Below are 16,419 nucleotides of genomic sequence, written 5' to 3'. Positions count from 1 at the left end.
ACCTTTCAGATTAAATGCCTATATAATTATATATTTTTAAAAACTCAATAAAATAATTATTATAAATAAGCAAATAAAAAAAGCTAATCTAATTAGCCTTTAAATTAGTTAATTTACTTGCTGCATTTTTATCAATAATTATTGTGACATCATTATGTTTTTGTAATATTGTACAAGGTCATTTTTTTGTAATTTGTCCTTGAATTAAATGATAAATAGCTTCAGATTTATTTATTCCAGTTGCTAGTAATAAAATTTTTTTAGCATTCATTATTGATTGTAAACCCATTGAAATTGCTTGAGTTGGTACTTGATCTATTGAATCAAAAAATCTTGAATTTGCTTTAATAGTTGAATCGGTTAAATCTACAATTTGAGTTAAAGAGTCAAAACTTGAATCTGGTTCATTAAATCCAATATGACCATTAATTCCAATTCCTAAAAGTTGTAAATCAATACCATTAGCTTTTTTAATTAGTTCATCATAAGCTATTGGGTTATTATAAAAACTTTCATCAGGTATATAACAATTATTTTTATTTATATTAATAAAATCAAATAATTGATTATTCATAAAATAATAATAAGATTGCTTATTATTTTTATCTATATCTTTATATTCATCTAAATTAAAACTAATAACATCTTTAAAGCTAATTTGTTTTTCTTGATACATTTGAATTAGTTTTTTATAAGTATTTATTGGTGTTGAACCAGTTGCTAAACCTAATACACTATTAGGTTTATTTTTGATTTGTTCACTTATGATTTGTGCTGCTTTATTTGCAACTTGTTCTTCATTTTCTAAAACTATTAGTTTCATAATTATTGCTCCAATTACTAGTACAAATATAAAGTAATTATATACTTAATAGTTTTTTAAAATAAAAAAAGTAGTCTTATGACTACTTATAATTTTTGTGTTCAAGTGGTGGTCGTGGACGGAATTGAACCGCCGACACGCAGAGCTTCAGTCTGCTGCTCTACCGACTGAGCTACACGACCATAAAAAATGGCGACCCCAACGGGACTCGAACCCGTGATCTCCTCCGTGACAGGGAGGCGCGATAACCAACTTCGCTATGGGGCCATTGGTTGCGGGGGCAGGACTCGAACCTGCGGCCTCCGGGTTATGAGCCCGGCGAGCTACCAACTGCTCTACCCCGCGTTGTTTTTAAATTCTTAATAAATGGCGGAAGATGAGGGATTCGAACCCCCGCTCGGGTTTCCCCGACTCTCGGTTTTCAAGACCGATCCCTTCAGCCGGACTTGGGTAATCTTCCGTACTACCATTCTTTTATACTAAAAATATTTTTATTTTAATATGGTGGACCTTATTGGACTTGAACCAATGACCGTCCGGTTATGAGCCGGATGCTCTAACCAACTGAGCTAAAGGTCCATAAATAAATATGGTAGCGGGGGAGAGATTTGAACTCTCGACCTTTCGGGTATGAACCGAACGCTCTAACCAACTGAGCTACCCCGCCAAATATGGTGGACCCTAACGGGATCGAACCGTCGACCCCCTGCGTGCAAGGCAGGTGCTCTCCCAGCTGAGCTAAGGGCCCATTATTATAATGGTCGGGAAGACAGGATTTGAACCTGCGACCCTTCGGTCCCAAACCGAATGCTCTACCAAACTGAGCCACTTCCCGAATACTTGTTATTATGTTTTAAAGATAATAACAATTTATTTTCTAAATGGTGCGCCCGGAGGGACTCGAACCCCCAACCTTTTGATCCGTAGTCAAGCGATCTATCCAATTGATCTACGGGCGCATATAAAAATTTATCTATGCTATTATCTTATCATATTAAACGACTTTATTATTATAGATAATATATTATAAATTTACAAGATAAATAAGTAAAAAATATTAATAATTTTAAAAATATTTTTAAAAACTAATCCTTATATAATAAACTATAAAAAAACTAAATTGAAGATATAAATATTATAATCTTTAATTTAGTTTAAAACATATTGTTTTTATTTTTAGAAAAATAAAAAGTAGAAACTTCTTTTATTTCATTAAAATTATTACTAATAATTTCATCACTAATACCCATTTTATCTAAAGCTAATTTAGTAGCACTATTATCTTTAATAATTTTATTTTCAAACATTAAAATTCTATAAATTGTTTGATAATAATGTTCTTTAAAAGAAAAACAATGATTACATGAATTATAAATTAAAAGCTCATCATCACTATTATAAGTAGATCTATTAATAAATAATCTTAATGAATCTGTATGAGGTGTTATTTGGTCATTACACCCATGAATAAATAAAATAGGAGCATTTGCTGGAATCATTTTTTGATTTTCATACATATCAAATAAATTTAATTCTTTTTGATCATGATTTGTAGCTAAATTTTGTAAATCTATTGTTTTATTAATAATTTTTCTAGCTAGTTTTTTATTTATTAAAATATGTAGTCTTTCTTTTCAGTTTTTATATAATAATGATTCAATAGATCCATAAGCTGAATCACTTATAATAAATTTAACATTTGCTTTATCTAATAATTGTTTATGATTAATAGCTACATAATTACATATATAAGCACCCATGCTCATACCAAATAACCCAAGTGTTTCAACTTCATTATTACTAATTAAATAATTAATAGCACCAATTAAGTCTATACTTTCAAATAAACCCATACTAATTACTTCAGTTTGTTCTGAATCACCATGATTTCTAAAATCAAAAGATAATATATTATATCCAAGTTCTATAAAAGCTTTAGTATGAATTAATCCTAAATATTTTTCTCCAGCAAATCAATGTGAACTAATAATTCATTTTTTACTATCTTTATTAGTAATAAATTTAATACCTTTAATTTTTACATTATCACTAGTTAAAAAACTAATATTTTCTATTTTATTATCATCACATAATACTAATTCATCTCTTTTATAATAGTATTTCATGATTTTATTTAATTTATTAATATCATCAATTTTACTAATATATCCTAGCTTTTTATTTGACTTAAGTATAGTTAAATTACCTGCAAGTCAATAAATAAATCTAAAAGGCTTTTTAGCAGCTTTAAAAATTTTCTTACCTAGTCTTTTTTTAAAAGATTCATTATTTTTATTTTTCATAAACTTATTTTAATATGTATTTTAATTAATTAATAGCACACTTAAAAGTTTTTAGAAAATATAACTTACTCTTGAAAAAAATTATAATGAATAATTGCAATATAAAAGATAAATAAGGAATGAATAATTAATGAAAAAATTATTAACCATTTTAACTAGTTGTAGTGCTGTATTTTTAATAACAGCTTCAATAATACTAGTTAATAAAAATAATGGTGAGAATAATATAATAAGTTATAATGCTCAGGCTAATACTAAACAACATGTAGTTACTGGACAAGGACTTAATAGAAAAATTACTAAAATAGGTTATTATAAGAAAAATGAAAAAACAATAATATCACAAATACCTCCAACTGTTTCAACAATTGCAGCAGATTTACCACCAGAAATAACAAGCTTAGAATATGCATTTACTGGAAACAATCAATATGTAAAATGAGAAACTAAATGAAATACATCAAATATAGAAGATATGAGCTATGTGTTTTATAATACAAATTATATTAATGATCCAAGTATTGCTTAATGAGATGTTTCAAAAGTAAAAACTATGGAAGGTATGTTTGGTAAAAGTAGGTCATTTAATCAAGATTTGTCTAAATGAAATGTTTCAAAAGTAAAAAATTTTAAAGGAATGTTTTCTGAAGCCACAGATTTTAATAATAAGGAAAAACATTTAAATTGAGATGATAAACTTAAAAATGCTGTAAACATGGAAAGTATGTTTAAAAACGCTTCAAGTTTTACTCATGATTTAAGTGGATGAAAACTAACAAATTATGCTAATAATAAAGATTTTGGATTAGATGATAAAAAACAACCTAAATGAATATCAAAACCAGTTGAAGTGCCTAAACCAAATATTCAACCAAGATCAGAAGATGAATCTAATACTATATCATCTATAATTTCTGATCCTACTGTTACTACACCAATAATAAAACCTGATAGCACACCTTCTCTACCTGATCCTATAATCAATACTCCAAATGATGAAAATGAATCTTCAATAATTAATCAACCAGTTGAAGAACCTAAATTACCAATTGAAAAATCTGAATCACCTGAATCTAAAAATGAAATTGCAGAAGTTGAAGACACACTTAAAATTGATAGTGAAAATTCTGTTGATAGAAAAAATAATAATACAAACAAATTCCCGTTAATAAAACCAAATACAGTCATTTCAAAATCTAAATCAAATAATGCTGCAGTTATTACTGGAGTAGTTTTAGGAACTTTTTCTCTTTTAGGAATTGGAGCTGGAACTGGATATTATTATCGTAAAAATCTAAAAAATTTCTATTTAAGATCAACAGACAAAATAAAAGAGAAAATATCAAGAATTAAATCTAAAAAATAGTAAAAATGCAGAATTAACAATCTGCATTTTTTTAGTTTTAATTATCATTTATTCTCCAATTTATATTTTGTAATTTCACAATACGTTTTATAAATTTTAAACACTAATTAATATTTACTCTTGACAAAAAAAAAAAAAAAAAACTATAATGAACAATTGCAATATAACAATTGCAATATAAAAGATAAATAAGGAATGAATACTTAATGAAAAAAATATTAACCATTTTAACTAGTTGTAGTGCTGTATTTTTAATAACAGCTTCAATAATACTAGTTAATAAAAATAATGGTGAGAATAATATTCAAATAAATAAACAAATTAAAAAAAAATCACACAAATATCAAGGTGAAAAACTAACTCAAATTGGTTATTATTGAGATAATTTTGAAAAACAAGTTAGAATAGAACAAATTCCTTCAACTGTTAAAGTCATTGCTGCACAATTACCTACAGAAATAACTAGTTTGAAGGGAGCTTTTCAAGCAAGAACAAATAATATAATCTGAACAGTAGATTGAGATACATCAAGAATAACAAATATGAATAGTATGTTCTACAATACGACTTGATTTAACAACGATGCTATTTTAAAATGAGACACTTCAAATGTCACTGATATGGGTGAAATGTTTGCATATTCTAAAAATTTTAATCATAATTTATCATCATGAGATGTATCAAACGTTACAAATATGGAACGAATGTTTTTAAACTCTACAAAGTTTAATAATGGAAATAAACCATTAGAGTGAGGACCTAAGCTTAAAAAAATTAAAAATATGAAAGAAATGTTTAAAGATGCAAAAGCATTTAAGCAAAATTTGAATTCATGACTAATGAAAACTGAGGTTAATAATAATGATTTTGGACTTGATCAAGACTATCAACCTAAGTGACTAGAAAAGACAGAAGCAGCTAAACCTGAGATTAGTACTGAAGAAATATTATCACCTAAAGCCGATGAGGCTTTAGAAAGCCCACACACAGATAATAATTTAAATGAAATTACTAAAGATAAACAAAAAGATGATTCGAAAAAAATAAACATCTTAGAGGATAATACATATAAAATACCTTCTATAGAATCAAAACCTATTATAAAACCTGAAAAACCAACTGAAGAATCTTCAAAACCTGATTCTATCCCAAATTCTTCACCACTACCAGCAGATTCACCAGATAATTCAGAAAATACAATAGCTCCTAAAAAACCAGAACATTCTGAAATAAATAATGAAACAATAGAAAAAAATGAATCACTAGAAGAAGACAAGATTGAAAATCCTAAAAATGATAATAACCTTTACAAAATTCCAGCAAAACCAAACACTATAATAAAACCAAATTCGCCAAGTGCAGGAGTTATAGCAGGAGTTGTTTTAGGTACTTTTACAGTTCTAGGAATAGCGGGTGGAACTGGATATTATTATCGTAAAAATCTAAAGAATTTTTATTTAAATTCAGCTGACAAAACAAAGAATTTATACTTTAAATCTAAAGAAAAAATTAAAGATAAATTATCTAAAATTAAATCTAAAAAATAAGAAAATGCAGACCTATAATGATCTGCATTTTTATTATTTATCTAAACAACAATTTGTTTCTTTTTTATAAGCAATTACTTCTATTTCAATTAAAGCATCTTTTGGAAGAGCTGCTGCTTGAAAAGCACTTCTAGCAGGTTTGTGCTCTTCAAAGAATTCTTCATAAATACTATTTACTAATGAAAAATCATTAATATCTTTTAATAAAACTAAAGTTTTAACTACATCAGTTTTGTCATATCCTGCTTGTTTTAAAATTTCATAAATATTATTTAAACTTCTTTTTGTTTGTAATTCAATATTATTTTCTAAAAGCATAGTTTTAGGATCTAATCCTAATTGCCCAGATAAATATAAAGTACCATTACAAATTTTAATAGCTTGACTGTATGGTCCGATTGCTTTTGGAGCATTTTCAGTATTAATTATTTTCATAATTACCCCCTAATTTAATTTTAAACAGATTTTTAGTTTTTCAACTAATTGTATTAATTCAGATCTAGGACAAGCAATATTTATTCTAAATCAGTCAGTTTCATTTGTATAAAAATCAGAAGCTAAATTAATAATTAGATTTTGATGTTTTAAATTTTCTTTAAACTGATCAACAGTTATATGATTAAACTTAATTCAAACTAAATAAGTTGCTTTTAGATCTATATAATCTAGTTGTTTATATTTATCTAAAAGATTTTCTTTTAAATATAAATAGTTATTATAAATATATTCTTTAAACTCTTTTACTCAATCTAAAACTTCTTTATTTGTATAAGCACTAATTAAAACTTGTTGATAAAAAGAATTAAATAGTCCAAATCCATTAATTAAATATTGTTGTTTAATTTTATCTAGTATATCTGTATTTTTACTAATTAAATAAGAACCTTTTAATCCAGCTAAATTAAACATTTTATTTGGAGAACTAACTACTATAAAATTATTATTTTTAGTTTCAAATTCTAATAAAGAATAAAACTTATCTTTTAAAACAATGTCTCCATGAACTTCATCACTAATAATAACTACATTATACCTATTACAAATCTCAATGATTTTTAAAAGATCTTGAGCTTTTCAAACTACTCCAGAAGGGTTATGTGGACTACATAAAATAAACATTTTTACATTATGTTTTTTCATTTTATTTTCAAAATCAATAAAATCAATTTCATAATTATGATCTTTATAAACTAATGGATTATCTATTACATTTCTATTATTTGTTTGTACTACATTATAAAAAGGTTTATAAACGGGAGATTGAATTAAGATATTATCATTTACATTAGTAAGCGCTTGAACAGCTTGTATTAAAGCACTAATAGTTCCATGACCTAGAATTATTTGATTAGTAGTTAAATCAATATTATGTAATTGTTTATATCAAGTTTGAATAGCATCTAGACTATTTTCAATACTACAAGTGTAACTATAAGATTGTTGTTTAGCGATTTTTTTAATTGTATTTACTATAACTTTTGGAGTTTTAAAATTAGTGTCAGCTATTGAACAGTTTAAAAAATTATCATAATCATCTAATAAATAAAATTGTTTAATATTATCTTTACACCATCTTCTTTCATGAGTTTTTGATCTATTAAAAGGTTTATCAAACTCAGATTTAAACTTATTCATTATTTCACCTCAAATTAATTATAAAAGTTCTTATATTACTTATTAACTCCTTATATTAAGAAACTAAAATTCATCAAGATATTAGAATAATTGATTTTGTTATAATCATAATAATAGAAAAGAGAGTTTTTATGTATAAAATAATTGCTATTGATATTGATGGAACAGTGTATTCTAGAAAAAACGGAATTCATGAACTAACTAAACTTGCTATAAAAAAAGCTAAAGATAAAGGAATAAAAATAGTTATAGCAACAGGAAGAACTATAACAACTACTAGATTTATTGCAAAACAATTAGATTTATTAAATACTTCTATTCCTTTTATTAGTCAAAATGGTGGACAAGTGTTTAGTTATGAGAAAAATGGTAGTGTAAAGATTAGATATACAAAAAACTTTGCAGCTCAACAAGTGGATCAAATCTTTAGTATTATAAAACAACATAAAGCTCATGCTTTTTGTTATACACTTAATGAAAATATTGCTTATAAAAATAAAGGAATATCTATATTTTTTTGATGAATGAAAAAAAGAGCTCAAAGAGTAGTAAAAACTTATAAACCTAATAAAAAATTAGAAGCTCAAATTACTAAATATATTTGTTTTGGTAAAAAAGAAAATATGAGACAAATGAGAAAAAAAGTTGAAGATCTAGGTTTTAGTGCTTTTTCTTTTAGTTATGTAACAAATGCAAAAGAAAATATTGAAATTAATCCAATTGGTGTTAATAAAGGTTATGGTTTAGAATATGTTGCAAAAGAATTAAATATAAAACCAGAAGAAATTTTATTTTTTGGAGATGGAGAAAACGACTTAGAAGCTATTAAATTTGCAGGAACTGGAGTTGCTATGAAAAATTCAAAACTAGAGATTGTTAAAAATGCAGCTGATGATGTTACTAGTTTAACTGCAGATCAAGGTGGAGTTGGAGAATATATTTTTAAATATGTTTTAAAAGAAGAGATTCCAAAAGAATTTAGTATTAAAAAGTAGTTTTAACTATTTAATTTTTTTTAATTTTTTTAATGTTTGAATATTTATTATTTTTTTATATAACTATTTGATCTATTAAAGTATAATTAAAGCAAATAAGGGTGCTGTAAAAGGCTGAGATTATACCTATTAGCAGATCATGGTAATTCATGCGTGGCTAGAGATTTTTTACAGGTTATGCCCTTAAAAGGTATAACCTTTTATTTTTCCCTTATTTTAAAAAGGAGATAAGAATGTATACAAATAGATTAAAAGTAGCATTAGGAACAATGTTATCAGCTGTTTCTATTGGTTCTATAAGTTCATTTGTTGTTGCTTGTCAAACTAAAGAAAGCTGAGATACTACAATAACAATCAATAACTCTTGAATTAATGATGGATTTTTTAGTAACTTAGATTATAATACTGGTGCTGTAACTGCTGGAGATAAAAGTAAAGCATTCATAGAATTATTAACTAAAAAATTTAATGAATTAAAAAACAAAGATGAAGCAACTAAAAAATTTAAAGATGTTAAATTTGATATCAAAGTTGACTTTGACAAAAAAACTTACTTTTCAAAATTGGAAAAAAATGACTCTGAAAATGATGTTTATATTGCTAATTATTCATACTATTTAAGTAATGTTTGAGATGTTAATAAAAAAACTCTAAAAAAAGATTTGCCTTTCAAATTAGTTTCTCAAGCTGCAACTTTACAGTTTAACTGACAATCAGGAGATAACACATTCTATAAAGATGGAATGAAAGAAGATTCACTACGTAAACTAGCGGATGAAAATAACAAAAAATGATTAGAATATGGTGAATATCCTGAATGATATACTAAAGAATCTAAAGATGGTAAAAATACAAATGGTAAGACCTTACATTTTGATGGATCAAAATACACTAACTTCTACAAAAATGGTGATTTAACTTACGTATATCGTGGTGCTGTTTTAATAGCGGGTAATGAAGCAGATCGAGAAAAAATAATCAAAGCTTGAGAAAGTAAAAATTGAGAAGAATTCATTAAAAATGGTGTGGTTTATGAAAAAACAAGTAGTGCTGGTGGATATAAATATCAAGTAGCATTATTTGCACGTCATTTTAATAAGACTGTTTCAGAAATTAAAGAAGATTTAGAAGGTAAGAAATACGAACAATACATTGTTAAAGGACAAAAAGTATCTGCTCAATTAGGTAAAAAGCAGGGTAATTCTCAACTTGTTCCAAGAATAGGATTTGATGATGAAGGTTCTTACAACTGAACAAAATCAAAAGAAAAAAGTGAAAAATATAAACCAACTGATTTTAAACCAACTGAAAATACAATGAATGGCGGAAAAGCTATGATGACTGCCGCTACTACATCTGCCACAGCAGCACCTGTTGCGCCAGCTCCAGCAGCAAAACCAGCAGTTAATGGCATGAAAGATAAAAATGGTGCTATAGTTAGAACTTTAACAATGACTAATCCAGCTGGTTATGATGTTGTTTTAGCTAGAAAAGGTTTATTAGACAAACAAGTTGAATTACTTTCAAAAGCACTACATTCATTAACATTAGAAGAAAATACTTATGGAATTTATACTGGATATAACAAATTTATGCCATTAAGTATGGACTTATTTGAAAAATTAGTAAAATTACAAGTACAAGCTGAATCAAAACAAGATTTAGTAACAAATATTGATAAAATCGAAAAACAAAAATAGATGAAAAAGGTTATAGAGTTAAAAGAAATATTAGTTAAATATAATAATAAAAGTGATTTAGTTTTAGAAAATATTACTTTAGATATTTTTCAAGGTGAACTAGTTGCTATAATTGGTCCATCTGGAGTTGGAAAAAGTACATTATTTAAAATAATAATTAATTCATTAAAACCAGTAAATGGTCAGATAAAAGTGTTTGATCAAGACATTTTAAAATTTAATAAAAAACAGAAACGTAATTTTATTTCAAAAATAGGTTTTCTAACACAAACTCCAAATCTTATTTATACTGATAATGTTTATAACAACATTATTAGATCAACTAGTAAATATAAAAATAGTTTTTATAAGTTTTTTAGTATATTAACTAAAAAACAAAAAATAACAATTTTTGAAAAATTAGATGAATTAAATATTTTAGATAAAGCTTTTTTTAAAGTAAGTGAACTTTCTGGTGGTCAACAACAACGTGTAGAAATTGCAAAACTATTAATAAAAGATGTTGAGTTAATTTTAGCAGATGAACCAACAAGTAATTTAGATAAAAAAACTAGTATTGAAGTACTTAAAATACTTAAAAATATTTCAGAACAAAATAAAACTATTTTAGTAAACATTCATGATCTTAGTCTAGTTAAAAAATATTTTGATAGAGTAATAGCAATTGATAATAAGCAAATTGTGCTTGATAAAAAAACTAAGGATATAAACCAATGGCAATTAGACAAAATTATAAAAAGCCATTTTTAGTTAAAGAATCTAATTTCTTTAAATATCGTTATATAAACAGAATTACTAATACAAAAACAAGTTGAAAGTTTCATAAAATCTATTTTAACCTTTTAATACTTTTAGTTTTATTATTAATAGGTTGATGTTTTTATAATCAAGCAAGTCTTATTAATATTGATAACTTTTATCAAGTAACTAAAAAATTAGCTTTACTATTTAGTTTTGAAAATAAAAACTTTTTAGATACTAGTTATATTTCAAATGAATATACTAATTTGTTTTTAGATACACTTAGATTATTATGAATAACAATTAAACTAGCTTTAACTGGAACTTTTATTGGTTTTATATTAGCTATTATTACTAGTTTTTTATCATTTGATAAAGTTAATAATAAATTTTTATCTTATCTAATAAGTATAGTAATTTTAATTTTAAGAAGTACGCCTGAATTGATCTTTATTATTCTGATAACTTCAACTTTTAGAAACGATTTAAGTTTATTATTAGTTTATATTTGATTTACTTGATTATGATTACATAAATACTATATTGATATGTTAAATTCATTTGATTTACAGCCATATTATGTTTCAATAAGTCAAGGTAATTCAAAGTTTAAAGCTTTTTTTAAAGAAATTTATCCAAGAATAAAAAATAGAGTAATTGCATTATTCATTTTTTCATTTGAATCAAACATTAGATGAGCTTCAATTCTAGCAGCTTTAAGTTTACCTGGAATAGGTAGATTAATAGTTTATGGAAGTGAAAACACTGCAAATTTTAATCAGCTAGGTATACCTTTATTAGTATTAATGAGTTTTATTTTAGTTTTAGAATTATTAAACTATTTATTTAAAAAATACTTAGTTGAAGCTCGATCTAAAGTTTATAAGCAAAAAAATGAAACTAAATTTGAATACTATACACGATTATCTAAAAAACTAAATGTTAATAAAATTATTATTAGTTTAATTTTTATTAGCTTAACTATTATAAGTATTATTACTTTTATTAATATTCCAATTTATATCTTTAATTTAGATTATGTTAAATCATTTTTTAATAATTTGTTAAACCCAAACTTTGCTAGTTTTAGTATTTTTAACAAACATATTGAAAATAACCCAATTCTTTTAATTTGAAATTCACTACAGTTTACAATTGTTGCTATGTTTATTTGCATAATTATTGCAATTATAGGTATTAGATTACAATCAATAAGATTAAATAATTTATTTATTGTAATTATTTGTAGAAGTTTAAATGTTTTAATTAGATTAATTCCAACTATAGTTTATTTTTATGTTTTTCATCCAATATTTAGTAATGCTTTAACACTAGTAATTATTGTTGTAAGTTTACATCAAGCTTCAAGTAAAGCAAAACAATTAGTTGAAGTAGTTGATAATTTAAATATTCAAATTATTAATAATTTAAAAATCCAAGGATATAGTAATAATCAAATATTTTTAAAGTATGTCTTGCCCGCAATTAAAATTGAATTTATCTCATTATCAATTTTTTATTTTGAATTAATATTTAGAGCATCAATTACTTATTATATTTTAGCTAGTGATAAATTATATATTGGACACTTAATTACTAAGTATTTAGATACAAAAGCATTTTATCCAAGATTAGCTATGAGTTATGTATGAATTGCAACATTTGCAATATTAATAATAAATCTAATTGCTAGATATGTTAATAAAAAAATCAGAAAATAACTAGATATTTTAATAAACTATAATCTAGAAAAAAATTTTATTGTTGTTTCAATAAAATTTTTTATGTTTAAACTATTTTATTATTTAGGAGATAAATAAATGACAAATCAGCCAGGAAATGCGTTAAGAACGTTTTTTAACTCAACCGTTTTTAGTTTTGAAATATTAAGTGTAGCAACATTAATATTTTTAGTTTTTTTATGAAAATTATTTGCTGTAATTTTAAAAAAACAACATAATAAAATCTTTTTATCATCAGGTTATACTATAGCAACTCTATTAGCTTTTTATTTGCCTTGAGCTTTTTCAAGTATAGCCTCACAAACTAGTGTTTATCCATTTTTAAATCCTTTAAGTGTTTTTTATTTAAGTGTTTTAAAGGGTTTAGCAAATAGTGGACAAGTTTTAAATAGCTCAAATACTTTAATTGGCTCTCTTTTATGAAAAGGAATACCATATATTCTAACTGGTCAATTAATTGGTGGATTTTTAGGGTTTAGTTTGTTTGTTGGATTATTTTTTTTAATTAAAAAAATTAATCAAACCGATTTAGAAAATAATATTAATCATTTAAAAATTAGTATGATTGTTAGTTTTGATGATAAGTTGTCTTTAAAATGATACACAATAAAAGAAATTGCTTTTATTATGATGTTAATGCTGTTATTACCTTTAATAAGTATGACAAATACAGCATTTTATAAAACTAATGATTTTCAAGTAAAACTAATTGAAGGACTAGTTGTTGGAGTAATTATTTTTGCTTCATCATTTGTAAATTTCTTTTGTTTTCATTTATTTTTTTCTTTAATAAATATTATTTTTAAAACTATTAGTTATTTGAAATTATCAAAGCAACTAAAACAACAATCAACTTATTATAAAGATTTAATTAAGTTTTTTATAGTTGTAATATTAACTATTATTATTCCAATGATTCTAGCATTTTTTGCAATATTAATAAAAATGGCATCTGGAGTATATATTAGTGTTTCTTAATAAGGAGATATATGAAAAATTGATCTTTTAAAAATTTGAAATTTAAAAAGTGTTTGTTATTTTCTTTTATAACTATTTTATCAACAGCTCCAATAATTACAGTTATTAGTTGTACTAATAGAAATACTACTAATCAAAATTCAGAAATATTTTTAAATTTAAATAATAAAACTAAGTTCAATAATAATGATTTATTAAGATTTGAAACTAATAATCAAATCAACATTTTATCTGAAATTAATGAATATTTTACTAATAATCAAATTGATAATTTAATTGTCTATAAAATAGATGGTGCTTCAAGTAAAACTGTTTTATTTGAAGATATGATGTTAGATAATTATATGACTAAATATATGGAATTTAATCAACAAGAATTTAAAAAGATTCTTAAAGATAAATTACATTATAGTGGTAATTTAATTAACCGTTTATCTTTTAGTATTGATTATAATAATGTTAGAAGAGATGTAAATAATAGTTTTAACATTGTTTTTCCTATTAGAGTAAGACTTAATTTAACTTCACATAATAAAGCCAAATATCAACAAGGTTTATATAGTGAACATACTATTGAAGTGTATGTTAAAGATGCTATTTCAAAAGCTAAAAGTCAACTAGAAACACTAAAAGCTGATAAAGAAAAACAGCAAACTAAAATTAAAAGCTTAGAAGAAGTTGTTAAACAACAAGAAGAACTTAAAAAAGCTTTTGAAGAATTAAAAACACTTAAATCTACTGATTTAAAAGTTACTTTAAATAATAATAAATTTAAAAAAGATTTATTAGAGAAATGATCAATTCATGATTTAGATTCAAAACAATTAAAAGAAATGTTTAATGTTGATGAATCTAAATTTAAAGAAATTGAAAAAAAATATCAAAACTTTGAATTTAAATTAACTTTAGAAGATGTTGATTTTAAAGATGCTAATTTAAAACAAAATGAAGCTAATTTAAAAATAAGAGTTGGTGTTAATAATAAAAAAGAAAATGTAAAAGATAATTTCCAAGCCGGCTTTTCTTTATTTTCTAAATTTAGTTTTGATTGAAATGATAGTTTTTGAAAAAAAATAAAATTAACTGATTTAGTTAAAGTTAATACAATTGCAAATACTGAAAATAATACTAATTTATCTAGTTTAGATAAAAGTAATTTAATAGTTAAAACTTATAGTGATCAAATTAAAGATATTAGTATTAATAAAATTACAAGTAAAGATTTTAGAAATGCAAGTATTGAATTAAACTTAAAACTTTTAGATTCTAGTTCTTTTAAACTTGTAAAAAATATTGGAGTTGGAAATTATAGTTTATTGTTTACAAATCAGTTTACAAAACAACACATAAAAGCTCCAAGTTTTGCAACAGAAAGATTAGATGCAACAATATTACCAAGTATTGATAAGTCATTTTTTGGAAGTTTTAATTCTGAGTTATTTTCTGGAGGTTATGGTATTTCTAGAACATTTTATGATGAAAAAGTAAAAACACCATCATATATGCATATTGGTGAAGATTATATTGCAAATGATCATCAAGAAGTATTAATGCCATATGATGGAGAAGTTATTGCTGCTTATGAATTTACTACAACAAGACCAAGAGAAGGAGTAGGAACTGTAATGGTTCTTAAAATTCCTGTTAGTTCATTAGATTGATCTCCAAAACAAAAAGAAATTTATTTAAATAATAATTCTGATCATATTTTTATGTCATTTTTACATTTGGATGCATCAAGAACTTTAAATAATCCAAAATTAGGTTGACAAGCTAAAACTGTAGAATTAGGGCATATAAGTAGAAATGGAACAATACTAAATAGAGGAAATAAAAGAACAATTCAAGTTGTTCCAACACTTACTCCAGATAGATAGACCAACTAAAGTTAAAAAAGGTGAAATTATAGGTTATTTAGGAAGTGAGTCAACTAATGGAGGTTGAATGTCACATGCTCATGTTAACTTATATACAAATAGAACACATTATTTAACAAAAAACTATTTTAATTTAAAAGCTTCAAACAAGTTTTTAAGTCCAGATAGACTAAAAAAATACAAATCTTCTGAAGTAAACTATTCAAATTTAGGAAACATTGGTGTTCATGGATCATTTGACTTTTTATGAATTAAAGATAAAAAAACTAAACAATTAAAAGCAGGTATTAATTTTAAAGTATATCAAACAGATCCAATAACAGGTAAAAGAAAAAATCCACAAAAAGAAATATCAAATGAACTAAGAGATTATGCTCCTGCTGCTAATTTAAATAAATGAGAAATTGAAGAAGGTTATGCTGATCCTAACTTAATTTATAAATTAAGAGATCCTAGAACTTTACAATTTAATATTGAAGACTATATAAAAATACATAAACAATAATTATAGAATTGAAAAATTCCCTTAGATTTTTAAATAATCAAGGGAATTTTTATTTATTTAATAAGTAATTCAATATTTATCGATGCGTCATAAGATAATAAAGATGAATTAAGTTGTGAGTATGAACACTAAAACTTTAAAATTAGCAAAAAAATTTATAAACATGCTTATAAAATAATGAAAAATTCAAATAACAGTATAAGAATA

General features: G+C 24.2%; 12 protein-coding genes, 9 tRNA genes and 2 pseudogenes. 10 read left to right on the top strand and 13 right to left on the bottom strand.

What is annotated here, in order from left to right:
- Positions 1 to 88: 88 nt before the first annotated feature.
- The 11 genes from nagB to MSB_RS03735 all read right to left on the bottom strand — a co-directional run bounded on the left by nagB (position 89) and on the right by MSB_RS03735 (position 3,126).
- Entirely contained in the window at positions 89 to 823 is a 735-nt protein-coding gene (gene nagB / locus MSB_RS03785) for a glucosamine-6-phosphate deaminase (protein ID WP_013448015.1), read from the bottom strand.
- A 106-nt stretch (positions 824 to 929) separates the two neighbouring features.
- Positions 930 to 1,005 (bottom strand) — tRNA-Phe (locus MSB_RS03780).
- Between the two features lie 8 nt (positions 1,006 to 1,013).
- Positions 1,014 to 1,090 (bottom strand) — tRNA-Asp (locus tag MSB_RS03775).
- A 2-nt stretch (positions 1,091 to 1,092) separates the two neighbouring features.
- Positions 1,093 to 1,168, bottom strand: a tRNA-Met gene (locus tag MSB_RS03770).
- A gap of 22 nt (positions 1,169 to 1,190) precedes the next feature.
- Positions 1,191 to 1,283 (bottom strand) — tRNA-Ser (locus tag MSB_RS03765).
- A 42-nt stretch (positions 1,284 to 1,325) separates the two neighbouring features.
- Positions 1,326 to 1,402: transfer RNA gene (locus MSB_RS03760), tRNA-Ile, on the bottom strand.
- An 11-nt stretch (positions 1,403 to 1,413) separates the two neighbouring features.
- Positions 1,414 to 1,490 (bottom strand) — tRNA-Met (locus tag MSB_RS03755).
- 5 nt (positions 1,491 to 1,495) lie between these two features.
- A tRNA-Ala gene (locus MSB_RS03750) sits at positions 1,496 to 1,571 on the bottom strand.
- A 10-nt stretch (positions 1,572 to 1,581) separates the two neighbouring features.
- Positions 1,582 to 1,658 (bottom strand) — tRNA-Pro (locus MSB_RS03745).
- Between the two features lie 47 nt (positions 1,659 to 1,705).
- Positions 1,706 to 1,782 (bottom strand) — tRNA-Arg (locus tag MSB_RS03740).
- A gap of 195 nt (positions 1,783 to 1,977) precedes the next feature.
- Positions 1,978 to 3,126, bottom strand: a complete 1,149-nt coding sequence (locus tag MSB_RS03735) for an alpha/beta hydrolase (protein ID WP_013448014.1) — start codon at positions 3,124 to 3,126, stop codon at positions 1,978 to 1,980.
- A 130-nt stretch (positions 3,127 to 3,256) separates the two neighbouring features.
- Between MSB_RS03735 and MSB_RS05280 the strand changes: the two genes are divergently transcribed.
- From MSB_RS05280 to MSB_RS03720, 4 genes and pseudogenes are all read left to right on the top strand, one after another.
- Positions 3,257 to 3,655, top strand: a complete 399-nt coding sequence (locus MSB_RS05280) for a BspA family leucine-rich repeat surface protein (RefSeq protein WP_013448013.1) — start codon at positions 3,257 to 3,259, stop codon at positions 3,653 to 3,655.
- 15 nt (positions 3,656 to 3,670) lie between these two features.
- Positions 3,671 to 3,877 (top strand): annotated as a pseudogene (locus MSB_RS05360) (BspA family leucine-rich repeat surface protein); the annotation flags it as partial.
- Positions 3,851 to 4,492 carry a MyrrCad domain-containing protein gene (locus MSB_RS03725; RefSeq protein WP_274376980.1) on the top strand — a complete coding sequence of 214 codons (642 nt, stop codon included), beginning with the start codon at positions 3,851 to 3,853 and terminating at the stop codon, positions 4,490 to 4,492. The pseudogene MSB_RS05360 and the gene MSB_RS03725, both read left to right, overlap by 27 nt.
- A 206-nt stretch (positions 4,493 to 4,698) precedes the next feature.
- Positions 4,699 to 6,039 (top strand): BspA family leucine-rich repeat surface protein, encoded by a 1,341-nt coding sequence (locus MSB_RS03720; RefSeq protein ID WP_013448011.1) that lies wholly within the window; start codon positions 4,699 to 4,701, stop codon positions 6,037 to 6,039.
- A 33-nt stretch (positions 6,040 to 6,072) separates the two neighbouring features.
- On the opposite strand, the gene MSB_RS03715 is transcribed toward MSB_RS03720, so the two are convergent.
- Entirely contained in the window at positions 6,073 to 6,474 is a 402-nt protein-coding gene (locus MSB_RS03715) for a RidA family protein (RefSeq protein WP_013448010.1), read from the bottom strand.
- A gap of 9 nt (positions 6,475 to 6,483) precedes the next feature.
- Entirely contained in the window at positions 6,484 to 7,674 is a 1,191-nt protein-coding gene (locus MSB_RS03710; protein WP_013448009.1) for a MalY/PatB family protein, read from the bottom strand.
- A 131-nt stretch (positions 7,675 to 7,805) separates the two neighbouring features.
- On the opposite strand from MSB_RS03710, the gene MSB_RS03705 reads away from it, so the two are divergent.
- The 6 genes and pseudogenes from MSB_RS03705 to MSB_RS03680 all read left to right on the top strand — a co-directional run bounded on the left by MSB_RS03705 (position 7,806) and on the right by MSB_RS03680 (position 16,212).
- Positions 7,806 to 8,669 (top strand): HAD family hydrolase, encoded by an 864-nt coding sequence (locus MSB_RS03705; protein WP_013448008.1) that lies wholly within the window; start codon positions 7,806 to 7,808, stop codon positions 8,667 to 8,669.
- 233 nt (positions 8,670 to 8,902) lie between these two features.
- Entirely contained in the window at positions 8,903 to 10,369 is a 1,467-nt protein-coding gene (cypl, locus tag MSB_RS03700; protein WP_013448007.1) for an ABC transporter thiamine pyrophosphate-binding lipoprotein p37/Cypl, read from the top strand.
- Positions 10,370 to 11,119 (top strand): phosphonate ABC transporter ATP-binding protein, encoded by a 750-nt coding sequence (locus MSB_RS03695; RefSeq protein ID WP_013448006.1) that lies wholly within the window; start codon positions 10,370 to 10,372, stop codon positions 11,117 to 11,119.
- Positions 11,083 to 12,831, top strand: coding sequence for an ABC transporter permease subunit (locus MSB_RS03690; RefSeq protein ID WP_013448005.1), 1,749 nt, complete (start codon positions 11,083 to 11,085; stop codon positions 12,829 to 12,831). The genes MSB_RS03695 and MSB_RS03690 overlap by 37 nt, the downstream gene beginning before the upstream one ends.
- Positions 12,832 to 12,930: 99 nt before the next feature.
- Positions 12,931 to 13,830, top strand: a complete 900-nt coding sequence (locus MSB_RS03685; RefSeq protein ID WP_013448004.1) for an MAG4940 family membrane protein — start codon at positions 12,931 to 12,933, stop codon at positions 13,828 to 13,830.
- 11 nt (positions 13,831 to 13,841) lie between these two features.
- Positions 13,842 to 16,212: pseudogene (locus MSB_RS03680) on the top strand (MSC_0775 family lipoprotein).
- The last annotated feature ends 207 nt before the right edge of the window (positions 16,213 to 16,419 follow it).

Source organism: Mycoplasma leachii PG50 (genome assembly GCF_000183365.1).
Classification (GTDB): Bacteria; Bacillota_I; Bacilli_A; order Mycoplasmatales; family Mycoplasmataceae; genus Mycoplasma; species Mycoplasma leachii.
The sequence above is the reverse complement of the archived record's forward strand: the minus strand, read 5'-3'. Positions and strand labels throughout refer to the sequence as shown.